Source organism: Providencia sp. PROV073, assembly GCF_033688125.1.
In the GTDB taxonomy this organism is placed as follows: Bacteria; Pseudomonadota; Gammaproteobacteria; order Enterobacterales; family Enterobacteriaceae; genus Providencia; species Providencia hangzhouensis.
Genome location: NZ_CP096353.1, coordinates 2,777,222 through 2,803,375, shown reverse-complemented (window position 1 = coordinate 2,803,375; position 26,154 = coordinate 2,777,222). Strand labels below are relative to the sequence as shown.

At 37.4% G+C, this 26,154-nt stretch carries 20 protein-coding genes, 5 tRNA genes and 2 pseudogenes; 23 read left to right on the top strand and 4 right to left on the bottom strand.

Going from position 1 to position 26,154, the window contains the following annotated elements; all coding sequences use genetic code 11:
* Window positions 1-693: 693 nt before the first annotated feature.
* Window positions 694-2,160, top strand: a complete 1,467-nt coding sequence (gene dtpA / locus M1F17_RS12750) for a dipeptide/tripeptide permease DtpA (protein ID WP_094961215.1) — start codon at window positions 694-696, stop codon at window positions 2,158-2,160.
* A 75-nt stretch (window positions 2,161-2,235) separates the two neighbouring features.
* Here dtpA and glpX read toward each other — a convergent pair whose 3' ends face one another.
* Window positions 2,236-3,213, bottom strand: a complete 978-nt coding sequence (gene glpX / locus M1F17_RS12745; RefSeq protein WP_405030019.1) for a class II fructose-bisphosphatase — start codon at window positions 3,211-3,213, stop codon at window positions 2,236-2,238.
* 299 nt (window positions 3,214-3,512) lie between these two features.
* Between glpX and tnpA the strand changes: the two are divergent.
* Window positions 3,513-3,970 (top strand): annotated as a pseudogene (tnpA, locus tag M1F17_RS12740) (IS200/IS605 family transposase).
* A gap of 115 nt (window positions 3,971-4,085) precedes the next feature.
* Here the strand turns inward: tnpA and M1F17_RS12735 are convergent.
* Window positions 4,086-5,009: an AEC family transporter gene (locus tag M1F17_RS12735; RefSeq protein ID WP_004263353.1), complete on the bottom strand. Its 924-nt coding sequence runs from the start codon at window positions 5,007-5,009 to the stop codon at window positions 4,086-4,088.
* Between the two features lie 585 nt (window positions 5,010-5,594).
* Here M1F17_RS12735 and M1F17_RS12730 point away from each other — a divergent pair.
* The 18 genes from M1F17_RS12730 to fabV all read left to right on the top strand — a co-directional run bounded on the left by M1F17_RS12730 (window position 5,595) and on the right by fabV (window position 21,543).
* Window positions 5,595-8,468, top strand: coding sequence for a DUF2339 domain-containing protein (locus tag M1F17_RS12730; protein WP_144141096.1), 2,874 nt, complete (start codon window positions 5,595-5,597; stop codon window positions 8,466-8,468).
* Window positions 8,465-9,952, top strand: a complete 1,488-nt coding sequence (locus M1F17_RS12725) for a DUF3999 family protein (RefSeq protein WP_004263365.1) — start codon at window positions 8,465-8,467, stop codon at window positions 9,950-9,952. Before M1F17_RS12730 ends, M1F17_RS12725 begins: the two co-directional genes overlap by 4 nt.
* A 167-nt stretch (window positions 9,953-10,119) precedes the next feature.
* A complete protein-coding gene (locus tag M1F17_RS12720) occupies window positions 10,120-10,389 on the top strand; it encodes a hypothetical protein (protein ID WP_094961218.1) in 270 nt (89 codons plus the stop codon).
* A gap of 74 nt (window positions 10,390-10,463) precedes the next feature.
* Window positions 10,464-10,877: a GFA family protein gene (locus tag M1F17_RS12715; protein ID WP_094961219.1), complete on the top strand. Its 414-nt coding sequence runs from the start codon at window positions 10,464-10,466 to the stop codon at window positions 10,875-10,877.
* Between the two features lie 184 nt (window positions 10,878-11,061).
* Window positions 11,062-11,469 (top strand): phosphate-starvation-inducible protein PsiE, encoded by a 408-nt coding sequence (gene psiE, locus M1F17_RS12710; protein ID WP_172412229.1) that lies wholly within the window; start codon window positions 11,062-11,064, stop codon window positions 11,467-11,469.
* A gap of 294 nt (window positions 11,470-11,763) precedes the next feature.
* Window positions 11,764-13,317 carry an AbgT family transporter gene (locus M1F17_RS12705; protein ID WP_004263378.1) on the top strand — a complete coding sequence of 518 codons (1,554 nt, stop codon included), beginning with the start codon at window positions 11,764-11,766 and terminating at the stop codon, window positions 13,315-13,317.
* 63 nt (window positions 13,318-13,380) lie between these two features.
* A complete protein-coding gene (gene pepT, locus M1F17_RS12700; protein ID WP_318837003.1) occupies window positions 13,381-14,613 on the top strand; it encodes a peptidase T in 1,233 nt (410 codons plus the stop codon).
* Between the two features lie 195 nt (window positions 14,614-14,808).
* Complete coding sequence (locus M1F17_RS12695) at window positions 14,809-15,495, top strand: LuxR C-terminal-related transcriptional regulator (protein ID WP_004263384.1); 687 nt, start codon at window positions 14,809-14,811, stop codon at window positions 15,493-15,495.
* Entirely contained in the window at window positions 15,462-17,294 is a 1,833-nt protein-coding gene (uvrC, locus tag M1F17_RS12690; RefSeq protein ID WP_004263390.1) for an excinuclease ABC subunit UvrC, read from the top strand. The genes M1F17_RS12695 and uvrC overlap by 34 nt, the downstream gene beginning before the upstream one ends.
* A gap of 57 nt (window positions 17,295-17,351) precedes the next feature.
* Entirely contained in the window at window positions 17,352-17,900 is a 549-nt protein-coding gene (gene pgsA / locus M1F17_RS12685; RefSeq protein ID WP_004263394.1) for a CDP-diacylglycerol--glycerol-3-phosphate 3-phosphatidyltransferase, read from the top strand.
* A 166-nt stretch (window positions 17,901-18,066) separates the two neighbouring features.
* Window positions 18,067-18,142, top strand: a tRNA-Gly gene (locus M1F17_RS12680).
* A gap of 23 nt (window positions 18,143-18,165) precedes the next feature.
* Window positions 18,166-18,239, top strand: a tRNA-Cys gene (locus M1F17_RS12675).
* A gap of 7 nt (window positions 18,240-18,246) precedes the next feature.
* Window positions 18,247-18,333, top strand: a tRNA-Leu gene (locus M1F17_RS12670).
* Window positions 18,334-18,459: 126 nt separating this feature from the next.
* A tRNA-Leu gene (locus M1F17_RS12665) sits at window positions 18,460-18,546 on the top strand.
* 126 nt (window positions 18,547-18,672) lie between these two features.
* Window positions 18,673-18,759 (top strand) — tRNA-Leu (locus M1F17_RS12660).
* A gap of 270 nt (window positions 18,760-19,029) precedes the next feature.
* Entirely contained in the window at window positions 19,030-19,182 is a 153-nt protein-coding gene (locus tag M1F17_RS12655) for a hypothetical protein (protein WP_036958643.1), read from the top strand.
* A gap of 121 nt (window positions 19,183-19,303) precedes the next feature.
* Window positions 19,304-19,867 carry a hypothetical protein gene (locus M1F17_RS12650; protein WP_141395902.1) on the top strand — a complete coding sequence of 188 codons (564 nt, stop codon included), beginning with the start codon at window positions 19,304-19,306 and terminating at the stop codon, window positions 19,865-19,867.
* 476 nt (window positions 19,868-20,343) lie between these two features.
* Window positions 20,344-21,543, top strand: a complete 1,200-nt coding sequence (fabV, locus tag M1F17_RS12645) for an enoyl-ACP reductase FabV (RefSeq protein WP_004263421.1) — start codon at window positions 20,344-20,346, stop codon at window positions 21,541-21,543.
* Window positions 21,544-21,649: 106 nt separating this feature from the next.
* Here the strand turns inward: fabV and M1F17_RS12640 are convergent, their stop codons facing one another.
* Window positions 21,650-22,207 (bottom strand): toxin-antitoxin system YwqK family antitoxin, encoded by a 558-nt coding sequence (locus tag M1F17_RS12640; RefSeq protein ID WP_004263425.1) that lies wholly within the window; start codon window positions 22,205-22,207, stop codon window positions 21,650-21,652.
* A 222-nt stretch (window positions 22,208-22,429) separates the two neighbouring features.
* Between M1F17_RS12640 and M1F17_RS12635 the strand changes: the two genes are divergently transcribed.
* The 3 genes from M1F17_RS12635 (at window position 22,430) to M1F17_RS12625 (ending at window position 25,709) form a co-directional block, all read left to right on the top strand.
* Window positions 22,430-23,635, top strand: coding sequence for a nicotinamide mononucleotide deamidase-related protein YfaY (locus tag M1F17_RS12635; protein ID WP_110591580.1), 1,206 nt, complete (start codon window positions 22,430-22,432; stop codon window positions 23,633-23,635).
* 6 nt (window positions 23,636-23,641) lie between these two features.
* Window positions 23,642-24,397 carry a nucleotidyltransferase domain-containing protein gene (locus tag M1F17_RS12630; RefSeq protein ID WP_318837002.1) on the top strand — a complete coding sequence of 252 codons (756 nt, stop codon included), beginning with the start codon at window positions 23,642-23,644 and terminating at the stop codon, window positions 24,395-24,397.
* 103 nt (window positions 24,398-24,500) lie between these two features.
* Window positions 24,501-25,709 (top strand): IS4-like element ISVsa5 family transposase, encoded by a 1,209-nt coding sequence (locus M1F17_RS12625; RefSeq protein ID WP_021549102.1) that lies wholly within the window; start codon window positions 24,501-24,503, stop codon window positions 25,707-25,709.
* A gap of 30 nt (window positions 25,710-25,739) precedes the next feature.
* Here M1F17_RS12625 and M1F17_RS12620 read toward each other — a convergent pair.
* Window positions 25,740-26,135, bottom strand: a pseudogene (locus M1F17_RS12620) (helix-turn-helix domain-containing protein); the annotation flags it as partial.
* Window positions 26,136-26,154 lie beyond the last annotated feature (19 nt).

Here is a 26,154-nt window from a genome sequence, read left to right as displayed (position 1 = left end):
ACGAAGTAATGTAATAATGCACCTACGTAGTGATAGTTTGAATTTAGCAAAAGATCCTTGAGTAGAATGCATTATGCCCAGTTTGTTACTGGGCTTTTTTTTATCCAAAATTCCAGTTTGAATGCTTCTTCAGCGACATCTTCTAACGTCTTTCCTACCAATAAAAGTAAAAATAGAGTTACCTTGAAATGGATATTTTTAGCTTTCCATAACATATACAGCAATAAATCATAGTGTGATAAATAGCGGCATTATAGTTTCAATGCAGTACAATATTCTTAACATTTAACGAACAAATGATTAATTAGTAATCGATGATAATTTGGTAGTTTTGTAAAAAATTGAAGTAAATCACGATTAAATTTAATTGATGTAGTAATTAATACTAGCTAATTCTTTAATTTTGGTGCATAAATAACGTATATGGCTTAATTGATTATTGGGTTCTTGGCGGGTTATCTGCCAGTTAATGTTGAATAAATAATCAAATATGCTTTAACTCATTGAATTTATGTTTGAGATCCATAAACAAGTCTACACACAGTTTTGTTTGTTTTGAGGTCAGGGAATGATACTCCTCCTACCAAAAGTGAATCTTTTCAACTTTGAATTCTTGAGATCATAACAATGCGAGAGCGCATAGAGCGTTCCGTGGTTTTTTTGCATATGTACAGGTTGTACTAGAGGTAACTTGTGTCCACAACAAATAACAAAGAGGAAGTTAGTCTTAACGCGTTTAAGCAACCTCGCTCATTCTATCTTATTTTTTCTATCGAGCTCTGGGAACGTTTTGGTTACTACGGTCTTCAAGGGATCCTTCCAATATACCTAAGCCAAGTGCTGGGTATGTCAGAAACAGAATCAATTACACTTTTCTCAGCGTTTGCAGCATTAGTTTATGGCTTTGTTGCAGTTGGCGGTTGGTTAGGGGATAAAGTCCTTGGAACAAAACGTGTCATTGTCCTTGGAACAATCACTCTGATTGCAGGGTATGCATTTGTTGCTTTCTCAGGGCATGATGTATCGATGGTCTATGTTGGTTTAGCAACCATTGCAGTTGGTAATGGTTTATTTAAAGCGAATCCATCATCACTCTTATCGACCTGCTATGAAAAAGATGACCCACGGTTAGACGGCGCATTTACCATGTATTATATGTCCGTTAATATTGGTTCATTCTTCTCAATGATTGCAACGCCATGGTTAGCAAAACATTATGGTTGGGATGTCGCGTTCTCTCTTAGTGTTGTGGGCCTGATTATCACATTGATTAACTTCTATATGTGTAAAAAATGGGTTTCTCAACATGGCTCAAAACCTGACTTTGCTCCTGTTGTTCTTTCAAGATTAGTTGCTACAGTAGCAGGGGTTATTGCATTAATCGCGATTTCTACATGGCTATTGCATAACCTCGGTATTGCTCGTACAGCATTAGCGATTATTTCTTTGGGTATTCTAGTTATCTTTATCAAAGAAACATTAGCACTGAAAGGTACGGCTCGCCGTCGAATGATTGTTGCATTAATTTTAATGCTTGAAGCGATAGTATTCTTCGTTCTTTATAGTCAAATGCCGACATCATTAAACTTCTTTGCATTACATAACGTAGAGCATGAGGTTTTTGGCTTTTCTATTGAACCCGCACAATACCAAGCTCTGAATCCATTATGGATCATGATTGGAAGCCCAATTTTAGCCGCGATTTATAATAAAATGGGCGATAACTTACCAATGCCACATAAATTCGCGATTGGTATGCTGTTATGTTCTGCTGCATTCTTAGTTTTGCCATTAGGTGCAAAATTTGCAAATGAAGCGGGGATTGTTTCTGTTGAATGGCTGGTTATTTGTTACGGTTTCCAAAGTATTGGTGAGCTGATGATCTCAGGCCTTGGTCTTGCGATGGTAGCTCAGTTAGTTCCACAGCGTTTAATGGGCTTTATTATGGGCGCATGGTTCTTAACAAACTCAGCGGCCGCATTTATTGCAGGGTACGTTGCTTCAATGGCAGCAGCACCAGAAGGTGAACTTACCAGCAAAGTCGAATCTTTGGCTGTGTACAGTGACGTATTCTTGAAGATTGGTTTAGTGACTGGTGTGATTGCAATTTTGATGGTTTTAACCGCTCCGATGTTAAATCGTATGACTCTTGAGCGTTAATTTTCATCTTAAATCGCAGTAATCAAAAGGGCTAAAAAGCCCTTTTGATATATGTGACATACGGTAATAGACGTATTAATTAAAATAGCGATTATTAATCAGTTTTAGCGAGCGGTCACTACCATTAACCAAAATGGTATTTGAAATACGGCTGTACGCATCTATTGATACACCATCCATCAAGATGGTTGGTGTGATAGCTGTGGCGGCAAATATGACATCAGAAGTACTCACCATCTGGTCTAAAGATAGCACTTCACCAATTTCTAACCCCATTTGTTGACAGCGCAATATTTCTTGTGCCGCGAGTTGTTTGTTTTCTTCGCTATTTCCTTTGGCTTTATCTCGCGAAATTAGTCTTGCTTGCATATCACCGCCTAAAGCACGAGCGATAGCTGCACTGATAATGCCTTCAGGAGCGCCGCCAGTTCCATACATCATATCAATGGGATGTTCAGGAAGGATAGTAAGTAATGAGGCGAGGACATCACCATCAGGGATGGTAATCACATTAGCACCAAAACTACGGATAGTTTTAATAATATGTTGATGGCGAGGTTTATCAAGCACTGCGATTGAAAGATTTGAAATGGGTTTATTAAGTGCAGAAGAAAGGAATTCTAAATTTTTTTCTAGGGGATTTGCCAGATGAACGGCCCCTTTAGCGGCAGCCCCAACAACAAGTTTTTCCATATACATATCAGGTGCTTGAAGTAGTGTTCCTGTTGGAGCCGCCGCAAGTACGGCAATGGCATTTTTTTCATTACACGCTACCATACGTGTTCCATCGATAGGATCTACCGCAATATCTAAGCCAATAGAACCTGACTTTTTGCCAACTTGTTCGCCAATATATAACATGGGAGCGTCGTCGATTTCACCTTCACCAATGACAATTTTACCGTGAAAATCAATTTCATTTAGGCGATTTCTCATCGCTTCTACAGCGGCTTTATCTGCGGCATTTTTATCTTGTTTTCCCACCCAATCGAAGGCAGCCACTGCTGCAACCTCGGTAACGGAAGCGATAGCAGAAGCTAACTCATCACTAATTTTCATTTTTTGTTCATATCCCAGATGTATAAAAGAAAAGTACTTATCACTATGATACGTTTTTTGTGATCTGTCTGGCAAATAATGGGTGATTAAATCATCAGAGAATTTGGCGCCATAATGAAATAGTCGCCTAAATATAGGCGACTATTTATTGTGCATAGAAAACCCCCAGCTAGGCTGGGGGTTCCGTAAAGCTTTCAGCTTTGAATAAGATATTAAAACCCCTTTTGATTTGTTAAAACACCTTGCGGTCTGGCAACTGCAAGAGTCAAACAAAAAATCAAAAGGGGGTCCCAATGGGGGACGAAAAGAGCTTAGCGCATACACGATGGAATTGTAAATATCACATTGTTTTTGCCCCAAAGTATAGAAGGCAAGTTTTCTACGGTGAAAAACGTAGGGCGATAGGTAGTATTTTAAGGAAATTGTGTGAGTGGAAAAATGTCAGGATAGTGGAGGCAGAATGTTGTGTTGACCATATACACATGCTTCTAGAAATCCCACCCAAGATGAGTGTTTCGAGCTTTATGGGGTATTTAAAAGGAAAAAGTAGCCTAATGCTTTATGAGCAATTTGGGGATTTAAAGTTTAAATATCGAAATAGAGAGTTTTGGTGCAGAGGGTACTATGTTGATACGGTAGGAAAGAATACGAAACGAATACAAGAATATATAAAACATCAGTTAGAACAGGATAAATTGGGAGAGCAATGTCGATCCCCTATCCGGGCAGCCCGTTTACGGGCCGTAAGTAATCCATAGATGCAAATGTCAGGGCCGTTATGCGCCTGTTAGGGCGCGGCTGGTAACAAAGCCTTATAGGCGCATATTAAAAACCTCCGGCTATGCCGGAGGATATTTATTTGATAATTAAAGCATTTCGACGATAGTGATACCACCGATAATCGAAATTAAGGCAGCTAATGTACTTAATAACACGGTTCCTGCTGAGGTTTCAGTATAGGCTTGGTTGCTAATTGCCAATGCGGGAACTGCGGTCGCCGTGGGTAGTACACCAATGATAAACGCGGCTTTAAGTAAATCATCTTGTAAACCTAAGGCGAGTCCAGTGCCTAAAATGAGCGCGGCTTGAACAAAATTTTTAATAAAGACGTTAAATATAATTTCCTTACTAATTGTAAGTTTGATCCCTGAAAGGAGCAGACCAAGGAAGAATAGAGCGACTCCGCCCGCGGTTTTGCCCAATTCGTTTACCGAGTTTTGTAATATTTCAGGTAATTTAACACCTAAAATAGCTAGTATTGCGCCTAGAATAGGGAGAAAAACTAAGGGTTGAGCAATGGCTTTACCAACTGATTTTAAGATACTGTTACCTTGCTGTGATCCGCTGATCATTAATAGAGTAAATGGGATAATAATAACGGTATAAATCAGGTTACCTAATACCATAGCTATCAAGCCTGATGACCCGACAGTTGCAAGTAATACAGGTGGCCCACAGTAGGCCATATCAGGAAAAGACACCGATAATGCTTGCATAGCCGCATCTTTTTTAGTGTGGCGAAAAATAAATTTACCAAAAATAAAACCAATCACATACGTTGCAATTAGTCCTACGGCTAGCGCTAATAAATAGTCAATATTGAGTAATACTGAAGGCGGTGCTTGTGCGGCTGCAAGAAATAATGCAAACGGTAATGCTATTTTAACCACAAAGTCAGCAAAGGCTTGGGAATACTCTCGTTTGATAAACCCATATTTACCCGATAGCCAACCAACGGCTAATCCAAGAACTATGGGCCCTAAAGCGGCAAGTATAATGTGAATTAGCATTAAAAACTCTCCTGATATTTTTCGGTAGGTTTTGCTTTATAAAAGTCAGTAAAATGACAGTTAATATTTTCCCTTGTGGTTACTTTTATTTAAATTAAAGAACATATGTTTTTAGCAATGTTTAATAAAGAAACTAATTAATGTAATTTTAAATAACTATAATCATTTAAGGATAGTAATTATTCAATTAATATATTGATGTTAAAGGTGTTGTATACATAACATAATAAAAATAATAGTACTAATAAAATTTTATTAGTACTATTATGAGTATCAAAAACAGAATATCAAAAAAATATAGGCGCTTAATCAATTGTTTGTTTTTTTATGAGCGAAATAGTCATTAAACGATGATTAAGGGTTTTCTTAGTTACTAAAATGACTAATGAGAGTATTAATAAATCATCAAAGAAAGGTATTGTTTCTTTTACCAGGAGTATACCTAAAGCAGGATGTAATGAATTATTTTGTAACAGTTTATTACATTTGGTTGGCAAGGGGATCAATGCTATCTACACTAGCAGTAATCACAGCCTTTATTTTCCAGATTCTAAATTGTGAATTTTTTTATGAGGAAACCTATTTGTGGACACTTGGATACTAATAGGACTTGTATTCGTTTTCCTGCTAGTGCTAGCTCCGATACTTGCTATCATTGCCATCAATCGAACAGGTCGGATGCAGTACCAAATTTCGCTGTTAAATCAGAAGGTTTCTTCATTAGAAGCCCAGCTTTTAAACGCTAAATACACGCCAAGTATATCTGTCGATAGTGTGACGTCTTCCCAATCAGGTTTAGATGAAATACAAAATACGCACATAGAGCAAGAGGGGAGCGAATCTCTTTCGGGTGTTGATGCTAAACAAGACAAACAGCAAGAAATTTCCTCAATGAGCCATGTGACTTGTCTGCCAGTTGAAAAAGAGCATGATTTATCGGATACAGAAAACTCGCCTCTCATGAGGGAACAAACTACCCATGAAAATTCCCTTAATCATCCTTTAAGTAATGAAAGTATCAATCCGAATAGGTTTGATAACACGCAAGCACAGCGAGTAGACGCAAATCGGTTTAATCAAAATCAACCTGAGACAAAGCAAAATACTGCCAGTGACGATAAATCAATATTCAATCATTTCTTTAGTTGGTTAGTGAAAGGAAACCCGGTTGCTAAAATTGGTATCCTACTGTTATTCCTAGGTGTCGCATATTTGCTGAATTACAGTGTGCAAAATGAAATTATTTCACCTCAAATGCGTTTAATCTTCAGCGCAGTAGGGTGCTTAGCTTTATTAGGTACTGGCTGGTGGCTACGGAATAAAAAGGCATTATTTGGGTTGATTTTACAAGGGGGGGCAATTGGTTGCTTGTATATCACTATTTTTGCTGCATTTAAACTGTATACGATGATGCCTTATGGGATGGCATTTGCCTTTATGTTACTTATTTGCGCGGCAAGTATTGCTTTGGCATTATTGCAACGCACAATTAGTTTAGCTGTTCTTGCATCGATAGGTGGGTATTTAGCACCTATATTGCTTTCGACTGGCGGTGGAAGCCATGTTGTTTTATTTTCTTATTATTTGATGTTATCAATTGGTATCTTAGTTATTAGTGTGTGGCAAGCTTGGCGACCTTTAAATTTAGTTGGTATGGTGATGACTTATGGTGTTGCCATTTTATGGGGGCTAGATAATTACCAGTCAGACTATTATTTATCTTGCCAACTTTTTATTATCGCTAATTTAGTGGTATTTAATGCCTTAACACAGCTATTCTCACTACGCTTTGAACACAGTAAGCAATTGGTTGTTGATAATACACTTCTATTTATCCCTCCTTTTATCAGTATTGCACTTCAATTCTTTATTTCAGAAGGTGAAGGTTTGCTGCCAGCCTTTATTTCACTGATAGTAGGTTTGTTATATCTGATTACTGGTTTACAAGTGCATAAACGCTATAAATCCGCTGGCAAGAATATGGCATTAGCAAATATTATTATCGGTGCTGGGTTTATCACTTTAGCTATTCCATTAGCGCTAACATTTGAGTGGACCTCGATTATTTGGTCATTAGAAGGGTTGTTAATCCTTTGGTTCGGTTTACAGCAAAACCAGAAAAAAATGGTGGCTATCGGCTCGTTATTAATTGTTATTAGCGCAATCACTTTGTTAAGTGATTATCCTTATTTATATTGGAGTCGTAGTAGTACTTATATGGTTCCAGTGCTATTAATAGCCTGTTTTATGGCTGGTGGGCTTTTCCATATTCGTCGTAAAGAAGACAGTAACTTTACTTTATTTAGTTATGGATTCTTAATTATTGGTTTGGTGACTTGGTTGTGCTGGTTACCGTTATTTACTGATATTTTATCATGGAGTCGTGAGTCTGAAGGCTTTATTATTCTAGTCTTGGTTGTTATTTCGGTTTGGTTCTGGCGTTTATATGCTATCTATATTAATTGGGTTCCTTTGCTTCTTTGCCAGTCTATTCTATGGATTGCAGGTTATTATTATCTTGGTTTAGATTTCTTAAACGACCAAAACCCAATGGGGCGTGGTGAAGGTTCTCTCATATGGCCAGTTGTTTTAGGTAGTTCTGTTTTATTTGTTATTCATGCATATAAGCTTCGTGACCGTTGGATGCAAAGAATACTCCATAGCGCCAATTTATGGCTAATTCTTGCGTTCATTGCTACCCAAGTAAATTGGTTCGTCTCCATTTTACCTTGGGGCATGCACGAAATGGGATATTTTATTTATGTCATGGCCATAACGCTAACTGTTATTGTTCTCTATTGGCTACAACAAAATAGAATGCCACCGATGAAACGTAATGGACTGATTTATTGGTATTCGATGACTCCTGTTGCTATCGGGCTAATTATATTGTCCGGCTATGCTAATTTAGAAGATGGTAAATTGACATTTTGGAATTATATACCGTTAATCAATCCATTAGATGAAGCTGGGTTATTTAGTATCGCTACGTTAGTTTTAATACGTAAAGGGCTTTCTCAAAAAATACGTAAAGTAACAGCGGTTAACTTTTGGGTTTTACGTAGTCTGTTAGTAGTCACAATTGCACTTTCTGCTTATTGGTTTAACGGTATTTTAATTCGTGCAATAGCAGATTTTGCTGAGCTAAATTGGAGCTATGACACACTTTATGATTCACGCTTAGTGCAAACTGTACTTTCTATCAGTTGGGCACTGGCTGCCTTAGCCTGCATTATTATTGCCTCTATTAAGAAAAATCGAATTTGGTGGTTTATGGGGGCTGGTATTTTTGCTTGTGTTATTGCCAAGTTATTCTTAATTGATATATACGGGCAAGGTGGTATTTCTCGTGCAATTTCTTTTATTGGTGTTGCATTATTAATTTTAATTGTTGGGTATTTTTCGCCATTACCACCAAAAGATACAAAAGGGAAAGTTGAAAAGGAGATACAACCATGAGTTTAATTAAAAATACAGGACTAGTAAGGCTCATTGCAGTCTTCTCATTGTCATTATTGTTCTCAAGTCATTTGAATGCAGAGGCAGTAGAAGAGGTTACTCCTTATAGTTTTTATCAAGGCTCAGAAATAAATGTGCTTGATTCATCGGCTCCTTTTTACTGGTTAGAGCTTCCCGTAAATGCGTATATGAACTCAGCGTACCCCAAAACGTTGCAAGATGTTCGAGTCTTTAATGGTACTGGTAATGAAATACCTTCAGTATTATTTTCTGATACGGAAAAATCCGTTTCAAATGAAAAGATCATTTTTACACCACAGCGTTTGGTCACTCAGGTTGATAGCGTTAACTCCCATGATGATGTGCGTAGAGAAAAGCAACATCTATTAGTAGAATCTATCCCTGGCAAAGTGAATAGAATTGAGTTGCCTAGTATGCAAGTTAAAGACAACGTGGCTTATCAGGCTTATTTATTAACGAAAAATCAAAGTCAAACTAAAGATACGCCAATTAAAAACCTAGTATTAGACTGGGCTAAAAGCGAGAAAGAATGGCAGGCAAAGGTATTTGTTTTTGCCAGTGACGACAAAGAAAATTGGCTAAATATAGCAACAAATCAGCCGATTATGAATTTGAAGTTAAATTCAGAAACTATTGCAAGCAATAATATTGAGTTATTAAATGGCAACTCAAAGGCATTGAATGCACCTTATCTTATGGCTGTAATAGTAAGTGGTCCAGATATTGTTATACCTGACTTATTAAAGGTCAATGCGACCTCTAGCGTGCTTAATTCAACTTATCGTCAAGAACTATTTCATTTTGAGATGACGAATGATGGTGTTTCAAAAGATCATATAATATATCAATTACCAAGAGCACAGCCACTGAGTGAATTACAAATACAATTGCAACAATCAAACCGTGTGATCCCACTAAAAATAGAGTATTCATCTGATAGAGGTGAAAGCTGGAAATTACTCACTAACATTGTTGCATATAATCAAACAATAGATGGTGATTTAATTAGCAATCCGAGCACAGCGCTCTATGGTGAAATGGTAGGGAAAGTAAGAATCTCAGCTCTCAAAGGGAGTTGGGAGGATCAGCCACCAAGGCTAACGGGAAAACGAGATGCTTATAACCTTATTTTTAATTTGCAAGGTCCCGCTCCGTATTTACTTGTTTGGGGGAATAAACAAGCTAGTTTTGATGAATTGACCACAAGCCAGCTTGTAGGGAAACCAGATAGCGTTGATGAGTTAATGACAAATTATCCTCAGCTATTTCTTGATAATACAATCATTGAGTTGGGTGGTGTAGATAGGCTAACTATAACGGAAGTGGTTGACGGTAGTTTTAACTGGCTGACGATTACCTTATGGGTATTGTTATTTGTTGGAATATTAGTACTAATTTATTTCTGCTGGTATTTGTTAAGAGAAGTCAATTCTACAGATAAGGCGAATCATGAAGAATTATAACTAGATATTGGTATTAACCAAATAGGGAATAGTACCCTATTTGGTTTCGATTTACGTCATTGACAGTTCTGACGTCTCTTTACTTAATCATGAGAACACTTACTTATAGCCTGTTTTTTCTGACAGGGATTTGCGCTAAAACAGTCATAACGGAATAGGAGATAATGATGAAAAAAACATTACTAGCTCGTATATTTATTATGATCGTTATTTTGACTGGCTTTTCAATAGCGGCCCAAGCTGCGAATAATACAGTATTAACAGAAATTATAGCGCACAATAAAGTAGCGTATGAGTATGTGTTACAAAATACAGACCAAAATGAAGCAGATATAGAGTTTGAAAGGGAAGCGAAAGAACTTGATAGTTCTCAGTTGCGTAATATTGTTAACGATAAACGTTTTACTGGCCGACAATTCAGAATACATGAAAAGTAAGTCATATCTGAATTTTTTGCTGTAAATATGCGTATATTGAGTAATAAATCTACGACCTACATAAAGGAAATTCTATGCATCAAGGCCAATGTTTGTGTGGTTCTGTAAAAATCACAACAGCAAAAGATATTAGTCATGTCAGTGTATGCCATTGTGGAATGTGTCAAAAATGGAATGGCGGCCCAGGCTTTAGTGTTGATTGTGGTAACGATTTAATGGTAGAGGGGCAAGAGTCTGTGTCAATTTTTGCATCATCTCAATGGGGAGAACGTGCATTTTGTAAAAATTGTGGTTCACACCTTTTTTATCATTTACTCACACCTTCAACATATTATGCATCAGCAGCTTTATTTAAAGAGAGTAAAGATGCGCAAATGAGTATGCAAATTTACATAGATAGTAAGCCCAAATATTATAACTTTGTTGAAAGAACACCCATGTTGACAGAGAAAGATATTATGGAAATGATGTCCCCATCATCGGATTAAACTCTGTGGCTATAGATTTAATAGTAAGTAATAAGGAATGCAGTGGCAGTCGATCAGACTATATTTTTTTGATTCTATTCGTTAAATTGACCTCTTATTTGTCATGCGGTCGACTTAAATTTGTTTTACAATTAAGGTAATGACTAGGTTTAGAAGTTGTTCAGAGGAATAACAAATGAATAGTATGAAAGGAATGCGTCATGCGAGTAATATCGCGTGGGTACTACAATGGATATTAAATATTGGCTTGATCTCACTCGCTGCCGTACTTGTATTCTTTTTAGCTAAAGAAACGGTGACAATGGCTTCATTAATGTTTGGTAGCTCAAAAGGGGCGACGGCCTATGAGTTGTTAGAAGGCATTGTCATTTATTTTTTATACTTTGAGTTTATTGCCTTGATAATAAAATATTTTATGTCGGGCTATCATTTCCCGTTAAGGTATTTTATCTATATTGGTATTACTGCGATTATTCGTTTAATTATCGTTGATCATAGTGACCCTATGACAACTTTGTTGCATGCAGGGGCGATTTTGGTACTAGTCGTTGCACTTTATATTGCAAATACTGAAAAATTAAAGCGTGAATAACATACATTAGTGTAATTTACTTGCATACAAAAAAAGTGTAATTATTATTCCTTTTTTTGTATGCGCAGACTCGAAGTCAAATACTTAAGTGATATACCCTGCATTTAAATCTATAAGTTAATAAAATTTAAGATATGTAATTTTTGGTAATTAAAATTAATATAAATAATTCTAATATTTTATTTTGTAACTGGTTTATCCTGTAAAAACTAATCACAAAAATATTTTACTTTTATATATAGGTTATTTACTGTTATAAAGTTTCTATTCTAATAACATAAGTAGCTTGTAAATATGACAACAAAAACACTTCCCAAGAAAAAAGGGTTCTTAAACCGTGTCGAGCGCATCGGTAATGTTATGCCTGATGTGACTATGCTGTTTGTGTACGCCCTGATTATATGTTGGTTTTTATCTTATCTGCTTTCTTTCGTAGATTTTAGTTATTACCATCCTATTTCAAAAGAAAAAATTGCTATAGTTAATATGTTTCAGTATGAGGAAATCATATTATTTATCACTGCGGCAGTTAAAAACTTCATTAATTTCCCTCCTCTTGGTATCACGATAGTGGCAACATTAGGTATTGGTATTGCTGAAAGCAGTGGTTTCATTAATACCGCATTGAAAAAAATGTTGTCGTTTATTTCACCAAGAATGTTAACGCCTACAGTGGTGTTTGTGGGGATTGTTTCTCATATTGCTTCAGATTCTGCCTATGTCATTTTAATGCCAGTTGCAGCAATGATGTTTTATGCGAGTGGTCGTCATCCATTAGCTGGGATTGCTGCTGCATTTGCAGGCTTAGCGGGGGGATTTACTGCAAGCTATACGCCATCAATTATTGACCCAATCATGCAAAGTTTTACGCAAGATGCTGCACAAATGCTAGCGCCGGGTTATAGCGTAAATGTTTTATGTAACTATTTCTTTAGTTTGGGTGGTACATTCGGGGTTATTTTTACCTGTTGGTTTATCACTGAGAAGATTGTTGAACCATGGCTAAATAAAAACTGCCCAATCAGTTCAAACGAAGTTGATACTGATTCTGAAAAAAATTTAGGTAAAATTACTGCTGCTGAGAATCGTGCTTTTCGTATTTCTGGTTTAGTACTAATTGCTTTAGGTATCGGATTATTTGCACTATTATGGCCAGAGAACTCTCCATTACGTGGGCCGGATGGTAGCTTAACTAGCCCTAAAGCACCTATCATGCAAATTGTTGTGCCTTTATTATTTATTTTCTTTGCTTTGCCAGGCATTGTTTATGGTTATATGACGAAATCTTTTACATCAACAAAAGATGTTGTCAAGGCAATGGAAAATATTACTAAGTCACTTATCCCATTTATTGTTTTTGCTTTTTTTGCTGCCCAATTTTTATATTCATTCCAACATTCTAATTTAGGCACATTATTAGCGCTTTCAGGGGCAGAGTTATTACGTACACTTGATATGCCATCTGGAATGACCGTTTTTGGCGTTATTCTATTAACGGCTATCTTAAATATTATGATTACTTCTGCGACATCAAAATGGGCAATTATGGCGCCAGTATTAGTGCCTATGCTAATGGCAGTCGGAATTTCACCTGAATTAACACAAGCGGCATTTCGTGTCAGCGACTCTGCAATGAATGTGAGCACACCGATGTTTCCGTTTTATCCGTTAATCCTGATGTATTGCCAGAAATACTATAAAAATGCAGGAATAGGAACATTGTGCTCAATGATGATCCCATTCACCGTTGGGCTATTAATTATTTTAACTTCAACATTATATTTATTCTGGGCTTTTGATATCCCAATTGGTTTCGACAGTGGTTACACATGGCATCCTGCACCATAAGTAGGGCCAATACCCTACCTATTAAATAGGTAGGGTAAATATAGTTAATGCAAGGAATATAAAATGAACGAATTAGGTAAGCAATTAGAGCAGCGTTTTTACCGCTATCTCGCTATTGAAAGCCAAAGTGACGCAGCAAGCACGGTTGTTCCAAGCACAGAAGGGCAACGTGAGCTGGCAAAATTATTAGCGCAAGAGCTTGAAAGTTATGGCTTGAAAGATGTTTATATCGATGACCATGCCATCTTATATGCAATGCGTCCAGGCAATAAGCCTTCAGCGCCAAAAATAGGTTTTGTGACTCATTTAGATACTGTTGATGTTGGATTATCTCCCATCATTAAGCCTCAAACCTTAAGATATGAAGGCAAAGATTTATGTTTAAATGAAAAAGAAAATATTTGGTTTAAATCAGATGAGCACCCTGAAGCTGCACCTTATATCGGTGAAGAGATTATTTTTAGTGATGGAACTAGCGTACTTGGCGCAGATAATAAAGCCGCTGTAACGGTTGTCATGGAATTAATGAATAAGCTGCAATATGCCGATTTTGATTGTGGGGATATCTATGTTGCGTTTGTACCCGACGAAGAAATTGGCCTACGCGGTTCTAAAATTATGGATTTATCCCGTTTTAACGTTGATTTTGCTTATACCATTGACTGTTGTGCTCTTGGTGAGGTTGTGTACGAAACGTTTAATGCTGCTTCTATTGAAGTTTCAATTAAAGGTATTACCGCACATCCTATGTCAGCTAAGAATGTATTATTGAATCCTATTCGTGTAGCTCATGATTTTATTGGTTGCTTTGATCGTTTTGATACCCCAGAACATACAGAGCATCGCGAAGGCTACTTTTATGTGACAGATTTAATAGCAAATCCTGATAATGCTAAAATTAAAATGGCGATCCGTGATTTTGACTGTCATAGTTTTTTAGCTCGAAAACACTTTATAAAACAAGCGATTGAGTTAATAAAAGCGCGTCATCCGCGTGCAAAAATTGAGTGCAACATTGTAGATGTGTATAGCAATATTAGCGACTCATTAGGAGATGACCGTACAGCGATTGATTTAATTTTTGATGCATTGAAAATTCAAGAGGTTGAACCTAAGGTGATCCCAATGCGCGGTGGTACGGATGGCTCTGCTTTATCAGCAAGAGGTATCTTAACCCCAAATTATTTTACTGGTGCACTTAATTTCCACTCATGTTTTGAGTTTTTACCAATCAGCTCTTTTGAGAAAAGCTACTTAGTATCAGAAACCATTTGTCGTTTAGTTGGAAAAAAATAACATATCATTTTATTCTTAATATAAAGGCCACTCAATAAAGTGGCCTTTAATTATTAATACCCATAATTCATTCATGTAAATTATAATTTATTTATTTTTAATAAAACAAAAATAAATAAAAAAGTGTATATGACTTTTTTATTTATTCATTTATTATTTTTCACTATTAGGTTTAAAGTCCAATAGGGGTATTAATTGATTAATATTATAATAATTGACGATAGTAATATTGTAATTCGTGGTTTTGAGGCTATTTTTTCACGTCAAATACGTTATAAAATTGTTGCTTCTTTTTCATCACTAGAACACGTGATTACATGGAATAGATGCCAAAAAGCAAATATGATTTTAATCAGTAGTGATAGTTTTCGTTATGACTCACTAAAAACAATCCAGACATTACGTCGAACTCAACCAGATGTTGGGATCATTATTTACAATGTAAGAAATAACCCTGCATTTTTTTTAAAAGCATTAGATATTGGCATTTTCGGTTTATTGAGTATCAATGTGACAGAAGAAGACATTATTGAAGCTATCCAAATTGTAAGTGTTAAACGGAAAATTATATCGCCGGATATTGCCCAAGACCTTGCTCTACAGCGGTTAGTTTATAATAATCAACAAGATTTATATGATTTATTATCGGGGCGTGAGTTAGAAATCATGTTAATGATCACTCAGGGAATGCCTATAAAACGGGTAGCGGAGTCACTTTCCTTAAGCCCTAAAACAGTAAATACCTATCGATATCGAATGTTTAGTAAACTTAATATCTGTAGTGATGTAGAATTAACTCATATAGCTATCAGTTATGGTTTAATCACAGCAAAACAGGGTTTACTCGAGTGTCAGAACAGTTCGAACCGAAAGCTTTCTTAAAAACAGTTACTAATCAACCTGGTGTATACCGTATGTATGACGCTGGGGAAACGGTTATATATGTAGGAAAGGCAAAGGATCTTAAGAAACGCTTAGCAAGTTATTTTCGTGAAAATGTGGGTAGCCGCAAAACAGAGCAGTTGGTAAAGCAAATCGCCTCTATTGATGTGACGGTGACTCATACTGAAACAGAAGCGCTATTACTTGAGCACAACTATATTAAGTTGTACCAGCCACGTTATAACGTATTGTTACGTGACGATAAATCTTATCCTTACCTATTTTTAAGCAGTGAAACTCATCCTCGAATTTCGATGCACCGGGGGGCGAAACATGCCAAAGGCGAGTACTTCGGCCCTTTCCCGAGTTCTTATGCGGTAAGGGAAACATTAGCGTTAATGCAGAAGTTATTTCCGATACGTCAATGTGAAGATAGCATGTATCGAAATCGCTCAAGGCCTTGTTTACAATATCAAATTGGTCGTTGCTTAGGTCCCTGTGTTAAAGGATTGGTTTCCGATGAAGACTATAATCAACAAGTGGAATATGTACGTTTATTTTTAACGGGTAAAGATAAACAAGTTTTGGCTGGTTTAGTTGACCGTATGGAAAAGGCAAGTTTAGAACTACGCTTTGAAGATGCAGCGCGTTTTAGAGATCAAATCCAAGCGGTAAGAGCTGTCACGGAAGAGCAATATGTATCTGGTGATAGCGATGACCTAGATGTTATTGGTGTTTCTTTTGAATCTGGTCTTGCTTGCGTGCATGTACTTTTTATTCGTCAAGGCAAAGTCCTTGGTAGTCGCAGTTATTTCCCTAAAATTCCAGCAGATACACAGCTTGAGGAAGTGGTTCAAACCTTCTTAGGTCAGTTTTATTTGCAAGGAAGTGAAAATAGAACTCTACCTGGCGAAATATTATTAGATTTTGCATTAACAGAAAAAGAATTATTAGCTGAGTCTCTTTCTGAGATCGCGGGACGTAAAATTCATATTCAAAGTCAGCCACGTGGTGTGAGGGCTCGTTACTTAAAATTAGCGAGAACGAATGCATCAATTGCGCTTTCAACAAAATTAGCGCAACACTCGACGGTGCAACAACGTATGGAAGCACTAGCAAAAGTGGTTAATTTAGAAAACATTAATCGTATGGAGTGTTTTGATATTTCACATACGATGGGGGAGCAAACAGTCGCCTCTTGTGTTGTGTTTGATAAATCGGGCCCGGTGAAATCAGAGTATCGGCGCTATAATATTACAGGGATCACCCCTGGAGACGATTACGCGGCTATGCATCAAGTTTTAACACGGCGTTATGGTAAACATATTGATGAAAGCAAAGTTCCTGACATTATCTTTATTGATGGGGGTAAAGGCCAATTAGGGCAGGCAAGGGATGTGTTTAATTCACTAGAGGTTGATTGGGATAAAAAACACCCATTGCTGATTGGTGTTGCAAAGGGTAGCGACCGTAAAGCGGGGCTTGAAACCTTATTTTTAAAACCAGAAGGCGAAGGTTTTTCATTACCACCTGATTCTCCAGCTTTGCATGTAATCCAACACATCCGAGATGAATCACATAATCATGCGATTACGGGGCATCGACAACGACGAGCAAAAGTCAAAAGTACTAGTGCATTAGAGTCAATTGAGGGGGTTGGCCCGAAACGTCGGCAGATGTTGCTAAAATATATGGGCGGGTTACAACCTTTACGTAATGCAAGTATAGAAGAAATCGCAAAAGTGCCCTCGATCTCATACGCCCTTGCAGAAAAGATTTATAATGCATTGAAACAGTGAGTGTCTTAGGGCAACATATTCATAATATCCAACTTGGTCAAAAAGTTAGTGAGCGTGATGAAATTAAACATACCAACGTGGTTGACATTATTTCGCGTCATCCTAATACCGTTTTTTGTATTAGCCTTTTATCTCCCTGTTACTTGGGGGCCGTTTGCATGCGCGCTTATTTTTGTTATCGCAGCGGTAACTGATTGGTTTGATGGCTTTTTAGCAAGACTGTGGAAGCAGACTACAAAGTTTGGTGCTTTTTTAGATCCTGTTGCTGATAAAGTTATGGTTGCCACGGCGTTAGTGTTAGTCACTGAAAGTTACGATGTTTGGTATGTGACTTTGCCAGCAGCAACCATGATTGCACGTGAAATTATTATTTCTTCTTTACGTGAATGGATGGCAGAGATAGGAAAACGTAGCAGTGTGGCTGTTTCTTGGATTGGTAAATTTAAAACCACTGCTCAGATGATGTCACTGGTCGGTTTATTGTGGCGTCCAACGCCATTGATTGAAAACCTTTCAATCGCATTAATGTATGTTGCAGCTATCTTAACATTTTGGTCAATGTTCCAATATTTAAAGGCTGCATGGGGTGATTTGAGCGAAGCGTGATCGAAATGATTGAAAAAACAGCGAACGATCCAATTATTTCAATAATTGTATTGACTCGATAGGTGAAATCAGTAGAATGCAACGCATCGAACGGCAACATGGTTTACGAAAATAAATAAGTAAATCAGCCAGTTTGAAAAGCATAAGCTGAAAAGTGAAGCTTTACGCGGGAATAGCTCAGTTGGTAGAGCACGACCTTGCCAAGGTCGGGGTCGCGAGTTCGAGTCTCGTTTCCCGCTCCAAATTTCGAAAGAAATTCGGATAAGGCGCGTTAGCAAAGCGGTTATGCACCGGATTGCAAATCCGTGTAGCTCGGTTCGACTCCGGGACGCGCCTCCAAAATTTAGCCCAGGTGGTGAAATCGGTAGACACAAGGGATTTAAAATCCCTCGGCCTTTAGGCTGTGCGGGTTCAAGTCCCGCCCTGGGCACCATCTTAAAGTAATTAAACGCTATTAAGTGTTTTATTTTAAGTTGGCTAATCACAATGTGTTTTATTAAATGCATGGGTTAGTCGGGTAGATTAATAATTTATCCAAGTTTTTGAGAAAGACAATTTAGCCCAGGTGGTGAAATCGGTAGACACAAGGGATTTAAAATCCCTCGGCCTTTAGGCTGTGCGGGTTCAAGTCCCGCCCTGGGCACCATCTTAAAGTAATTAAACGCTATTAAGTGTTTTATTTTAAGTTGGCTAATCACAATGTGTTTTATTAAATGCATGGGTTAGTCGGGTAGATTAATAATTTATCCAAGTTTTTGAGAAAGACAATTTAGCCCAGGTGGTGAAATCGGTAGACACAAGGGATTTAAAATCCCTCGGCCTTTAGGCTGTGCGGGTTCAAGTCCCGCCCTGGGCACCATCTCAATTTTAATCAGAAATTATTAAAATTAGCAATTAACCACCTTTAGGTGGTTTTTTTGTATCTAACTCCCTTCAAATATTTAGTATCTGCTGAACTGATGTCGTTTAATTAGGTGTATTTATTCTTTATATTCAATGTGTTTCTTTTGAAATAGCATAAGTATTTTTGATTGTGTCAACTAACGCGAAATTCGTGTAAAAAACCGTAAGTCAGACCGTTCTGTTAGTGTTTTGTGTCACTATTCTGATTCTTAAAGAGGATCAGGCTATGTCTAACATGAAAACTGAAGTTGTAGTTGTACGATTAACTAAACATGAACGAGCGTTATTAGATACAGTAAAAACAAAACCGTTATTAGCAGATTGGTTGAAAGAAATTGCTATGGCAGAGGCTAAACAACAGGAGAACAAAGAAGAGTAAGGCAGCTTTAACGGTACAGAAATCAATCGAGTCATTTAATATGATGATAGAAAAGTTAATTTTTGATTAATTATTCATTTTTGATAGTATCAAATTAGATGACTTAATTGGAATTTGAGAAGTGATGATAAAAGGAATTTTGTTTACGTTAATACTCGTACTCGCTTCTGGCTGCACAACGAAAAAGCTAGATGCCCCTTATGGGTTTAAGTGGGGGCAAACCCCTGAAGATATAAAAAAATTACAGTTAAAAGGATTGCAATGTACTGAGTTTCAAGAAGGAGGTGCGTTATGTTCATCAGCAAACTCTCCTCAAATAGCAAATAAACTGTTTTTATTGATGTTTTCTCGGGAAAAAAATACTCTAATGCTCGTTTCCTCCCAAGGAAAAGATAGCCGTGACCAATCAGTCATTTTGGCTGAGTATGATGCGATTAACCAGAAAATGTTTGAAGTATATGGTTTGCCAAAGCAAACAATTGAACGCTATAAACGAAATGTTTATTTCTTAGATAAAATATCTGATGACGAAACAACACCATTTAAGCGGGTTTATGAGAAAGATGGCATGCAGATTATGGTCGGTATTGTTAGTAATGCCCATTTTCGCAAAATTCACAATAAAAAAGATATTGTTTACTCAGTGATGGTTATACATAATTTAATACCCCCTAAGCCGCAATAAGCGGCTAGTAAATTATTTAGTACAGGTTATGGTTGTTTATTGTTTCTCTTGGTAATGGTTTTAGGCATATTTTTTATCTCTGGGTGAGTTCTTTAATATCTTGCAGTATTTCCCAAATGCGTCATAGGATTGCTCTGGAAACATGATGATACGTTCCTTAATCTCAACAGCAGATATTTAAAAAATTATATTTCAATGTCTTATATTTGCTGGGGTGATGAGTGCTATAATGACAGTCGCCTTGGCGTCACAAAAATATATGGTCATTATTCTAGAGAGAAAGCAACTAACCTTGAGCGAGAGTTAGATTTATTACGCCGTGTTATTGAAACTCTCAATGATTTAAAATAGGTAATTAGTGGGAAAGTAACCAATAAACTGGTCTGTTCACCCTATTTATTTTCACTCTGTCTTAAGTAAATGGATAATATCAGGTATATTAGACCCTGATTGTTAGCTACCAAGAAAAAATTACTATGATTATCAAACCTAAAATTCGTGGTTTTATCTGCACTACAGCTCATCCAGCAGGCTGTGAAGCCAATGTTCGTGAGCAAATTGCCTACGTGAAATCACGTGGCGAGCTGAAAAATGGCCCTAAGAAAGTTTTAGTTATTGGTGCATCCACCGGTTACGGTCTGGCCTCTCGTATCAACGCCGCATTTGGCAGCGGAGCCGCTACCATTGGTGTATTTTTTGAAAAACCAGGCAGTGAAAGTAAAACTGGTTCTGCGGGCTGGTACAATTCCGCAGGTTTTGACAAAGCAGCGAAAGAAGAAGGCCTGTATGCAAAAAGCATTAATGGTGATGCTTTTTCTGATGAATGCCGTCAAACCGTTATTGATTTGATTAAACAAGACTTAGGCCAAATTGATTTAGTGGTTTATTCATTGGCATCACCAGTGCGTAAAATGCCTGAAACAGGTGAAATTGTACGTTCAGCCTTGAAACCTATTGGTGAACCGTACAAATCTGTTGCGCTGGATACCAACAAAGATGTGTTGATTGAAGCTGTTGTTGAACCCGCCAATGAACAGGAAATCGCAGATACAGTGAAAGTCATGGGTGGCCAAGACTGGGAGCTGTGGATGAATGCGTTAGATGAAGCGGGTGTTTTAGCCGATAACGCACAATCTGTAGCTTATTCTTATATTGGTACGGATTTAACATGGCCAATTTATTGGCATGGTACATTGGGTAAAGCAAAAGAAGATTTGGACCGTGCGGCTCATGCAATCAATCAAAAATTGCAAGCTAAGGGTGGGGCAGCGTATGTCGCTGTATTAAAATCTGTTGTAACACAGGCTTCCTCTGCAATTCCTGTCATGCCGTTATATATCTCTATTGTCTTTAAGATTATGAAAGAAAAAGGGATCCATGAAGGCTGTATTGAACAAATTCAACGCTTATTTGCCACTAAGTTATTCAATGACGCAGTGCCAGAGACCGATGAAAAACATCGTCTACGTTTAGATGATTGGGAATTGCGTGATGACGTACAAAACACATGCCGTGAAATTTGGCAGCAGCTTAATGATAACAACATCAATGAATTAACGGATTACCAAGGCTATAAAGCTGAATTTCTCCGTCTGTTTGGCTTTGGCCTAAATGGTGTTGATTATGATGCTGATCTCAGCGGTGAAGTGAATTTTGAAGTGAAAGAGCTAATTTAGTTATATTCGTCTTCATTTTCAACTTATTAGAAACCCGCTACTTGCGGGTTTCTATTTTTAGCTATCTTTGTAAATCATACGCATCTGTTTTATCTTGTTAGTTGAATTATTGCAATACGGTAATTTCACCATCGCGGATGAGAGCTTTAGAAATAACCGTTCCATTTTCATCAAATTCGGTCACTATTCCAACGAGTTTTTCATTTTTAAATGTGCCCGTAATATTGGGTTTATTACTAGGTGTGTCGTGATAAATTATAAATGGCCCTGATAATTTACCTTGCAGTGTGTTGACTTCGATATCGTTACGGCCACTCTCATGGTAAGTGCGGACAGTTCCATGTACCTTGCAGTCTTTGAGTTCAATATGGGATTCAGGCTTGCCATTTTCATAGTAGGTTTTGATATATTTATCAAAACATCCTTTAGATACCCATGTTTTAAATTTTGGCTGACCATTATCGTACTCAACTTCAAATGCTCCTTCAGAAATACCTTTAGGTGCCTCTGTGGAAGGAAAGTCTATTCTTTTTAATTCACTTAAATCTCCAAATTTTGAATCTGAGTTTGAATTAGAATTTGGAGATCCTCCAAGTTGGCACCCAGAAACTAATAAAACTAAAGAAAATAATGCAACAGATTTAATTGGTTTTAGTTTGAACATGTAGCCTCTATTATTGCTGTGAAAAAATAATGGATTCAATTGCATATAAAACTATAGCCTTTTTATGACCACATAGGGTGAGAATTATCCTAAACCATTTATTTTTAATGAGTTCTGGATATTTTAAAAGGGGAACTCAGGTGAATAAAAATTGATGTTAGTCATCTTGATAATAAGGTAATTTAGTCAGTTAATGTGATTTATATAATCAGGGAGTCATAGATGTTAGTTGTTGAAATGTTGAGTACCGGCGATGAGGTTTTACACGGACAAATAATTGATACAAATGCCGCTTGGTTGGCAGACTGTTTTTTTCAACAAGGTCTCCCTTTGAGTAGCAGAACAACGGTTGGTGATAATTTAGATTGTTTAGTCGCTACTTTCCTTGAGCGTAGTTTATCTGCAGATATTCTCATTGTTAACGGCGGGCTTGGGCCAACAAGTGATGATTTAAGCGCCTTGGCGGCGGCTAAAGCTGCGGGAGTTCCATTAGTTGAACATTCTCAGTGGGTTGAAGTCATGGAGCGTTATTTTATTGCCAGAGGGCGGGTTATGCCTGAAACGAATCGTAAACAAGCACTACTCCCTGAAAATGCTGAATTAATTGATAACCCTGTAGGAACGGCTTGTGGCTTTTCTTTAGTCTTGAATGATTGTCTGATTTTTTTTACTCCTGGTGTTCCTTCTGAATTTAAGGTTATGGTGAATGAGCAAATTTTGCCAAGGTTACGAGCACATTTTACATTGCCAGAGCCACCAGTTTGTTTGCGCCTAACCAGTTTTGGCCGTAGTGAAAGTAGTCTTGCGAAGCAATTTGATAGCTTACCTTTACCTGAAAACTGTGTTTTAGGCTATCGTTCTTCAATGCCTATTATTGAATTAAAGCTAACGGGACCTGCGTCACAAAAAGAATTGATGGAAAGAGATTGGCAATTAGTGAAGCAAGGAGTAGGGGACAACTTGATATTTGAAGGGACAGAAGGTTTAGCGCAAAAAATTGGCAAATCCCTAAGAGAAAGGAAATTACAAATAATAGTCAGTGAACAATTTAGCGCAGGGCTGTTAAGTTGGACATTAGATTCAGCGGGGATCGCTATTTCTTCCAGTCAAATTTTGCCATCTGACGTGGAACAAACATTGAAAATTTTAGCGCAAAGAGCTCAAAATATAGCAATTAATCATCCTTTATCTATTGGTTTAGTGGTTGGCGAATATAATGAGCAATATTTAAACGTTGCTCTATCAACACCAGATATGTGTTATGCGCAGAGAATTCATTATTTACCAAATAATCATTCACAGAAAGAAAAACAAGAAGTCAGTGTAATGTTAATATTAGATATGTTGTCTCGTTGGTTAAATGGTCGCGAGGTTATTGGCTACTATGAATGGTTAGTACAAACAGAAACACTTATTTTTGAGAGTTAGGTGGTTATGAAGTTAAAAGATTATAAGTATATTCCTGTTCCTGAAGAGAGGCCGTTTCAACCAGAATTTCAGTCAATAATAACAGAATCTATTTATTGGCTGAGTTGCATATTAAAAGACAAGCTCCATAGCATGTATGTGTATGGTAGTGTTGCAAAAGGCTGTGCGAAGCCACAGCAATCGGATTTAGATCTATGCATTATATTATGTGGTGCCCTTACTCAATTAGAAACAACCAGATTGAATGAAATACAAGTTCAATTAACAGTTAATCATATTGAGGTCAGCAAAATTGATTTTGATATTGGTATTCTTACGGATGTGATGAGTGAGGCTAATCTATATAGTTGGGGATATTGGATTAAGCATCATTGCCGTTGCATTTATGGATATGACTTAGCAACACATTTTAGCCAATTTGTTCCTTCGCGAGAAATAGCAGAAGCAGTTAATGGCGATTTTGTTAATGTATTGAATGATTATATCGATCAAATTAATCATTGTCATGATGACTCTGAGCTAAAGTTATTATATCGGGCGGCATCGAGAAAGCTCATTCGTTCCACTAATATATTACGTTGGAAAAATGATAGTGACTGGCCAGAAACATTATTTGAATATATACAAAAATTCGTTCAATATTATCCAGAACGACAAAATGAAATAAATTATTTTTTACGTCAAAGTATAGAGCCTTTTGCTGATGAGGAATTTTTGAAATATTTAGCCCAGTTTATCAGCTGGTTGGATGTTGAGCACTGATGAATCCCCTAATGATTTTGGTAAAAATCATTAAGTTAAGGTGGATACACATCTTGTCATATGATCAAATGGTTTCGCGAAAAATCAATAATCAGACAACAAGATGTGCGAACTCGATATTTTACACGACTCTCTTTACCAATTCTGCCCCGAATTACACTTAAAACGACTCAACAGCTTAACGTTGGCTTGCCACGCATTACTTGACTGTAAAACTCTCACTCTTACCGAACTTGGCCGTAACCTGCCAACCAAAGCGAGAACAAAACATAACATCAAACGAATCGACCGATTGTTAGGTAATCGTCACCTCCACAAAGAGCGACTCGCTGTATACCGTTGGCATGCTAGCTTTATCTGTTCGGGCAATACGATGCCCATTGTACTTGTTGACTGGTCTGATATTCGTGAGCAAAAACGACTTATGGTATTGCGAGCTTCAGTCGCACTACACGGTCGTTCTGTTACTCTTTATGAGAAAGCGTTCCCGCTTTCAGAGCAATGTTCAAAGAAAGCTCATGACCAATTTCTAGCCGACCTTGCGAGCATTCTACCGAGTAACACCACACCGCTCATTGTCAGTGATGCTGGCTTTAAAGTGCCATGGTATAAATCCGTTGAGAAGCTGGGTTGGTACTGGTTAAGTCGAGTAAGAGGAAAAGTACAATATGCAGACCTAGGAGCGGAAAACTGGAAACCTATCAGCAACTTACATGATATGTCATCTAGTCACTCAAAGACTTTAGGCTATAAGAGGCTGACTAAAAGCAATCCAATCTCATGCCAAATTCTATTGTATAAATCTCGCTCTAAAGGCCGAAAAAATCAGCGCTCGACACGGACTCATTGTCACCACCCGTCACCTAAAATCTACTCAGCGTCGGCAAAGGAGCCATGGGTTCTAGCAACTAACTTACCTGTTGAAATTCGAACACCCAAACAACTTGTTAATATCTATTCGAAGCGAATGCAGATTGAAGAAACCTTCCGAGACTTGAAAAGTCCTGCCTACGGACTAGGCCTACGCCATAGCCGAACGAGCAGCTCAGAGCGTTTTGATATCATGCTGCTAATCGCCCTGATGCTTCAACTAACATGTTGGCTTGCGGGCGTTCATGCTCAGAAACAAGGTTGGGACAAGCACTTCCAGGCTAACACAGTCAGAAATCGAAACGTACTCTCAACAGTTCGCTTAGGCATGGAAGTTTTGCGGCATTCTGGCTACACAATAACAAGGGAAGACTCACTCGTGGCTGCAACCCTGCTTACTCAAAATTTATTCACACATGGTTACGCTTTGGGGAAATTATGAGGGGATCTCTCAGTGCATTGCCTCCAATTCCCATAATTTATTACGCCGATAATAACTTGGTGTAACCTTAAAAATGTACTTAAATCGACGTGTAAAAGATTGTTGGGAATCAAATTGATATTTTAATGCGATCTCAAGGATAGTTTTTTTCGTCAACCTCAACTCAACAGCCGCTTTCGTCAAACGACGAGCACGAATATAGCTAGCCAGTGTGACCCCTGTTACTTTTTTGAACAGCCGCTGAAAATACCACTTGGTATAACCCGCTTTATTCGCCACATCATCAAGCAGTAAAGACTGATCTAAATTATGTTCAATCCATAATAGAACATCTTTGATAACCGTTGTATGAAACTGCTTATCATCATATCTTAATTGGATGTTATTAGCTTTATTTTGATAGCGAGAATGCTGTTCAATATACATAAAATAACCTAAATGTTCT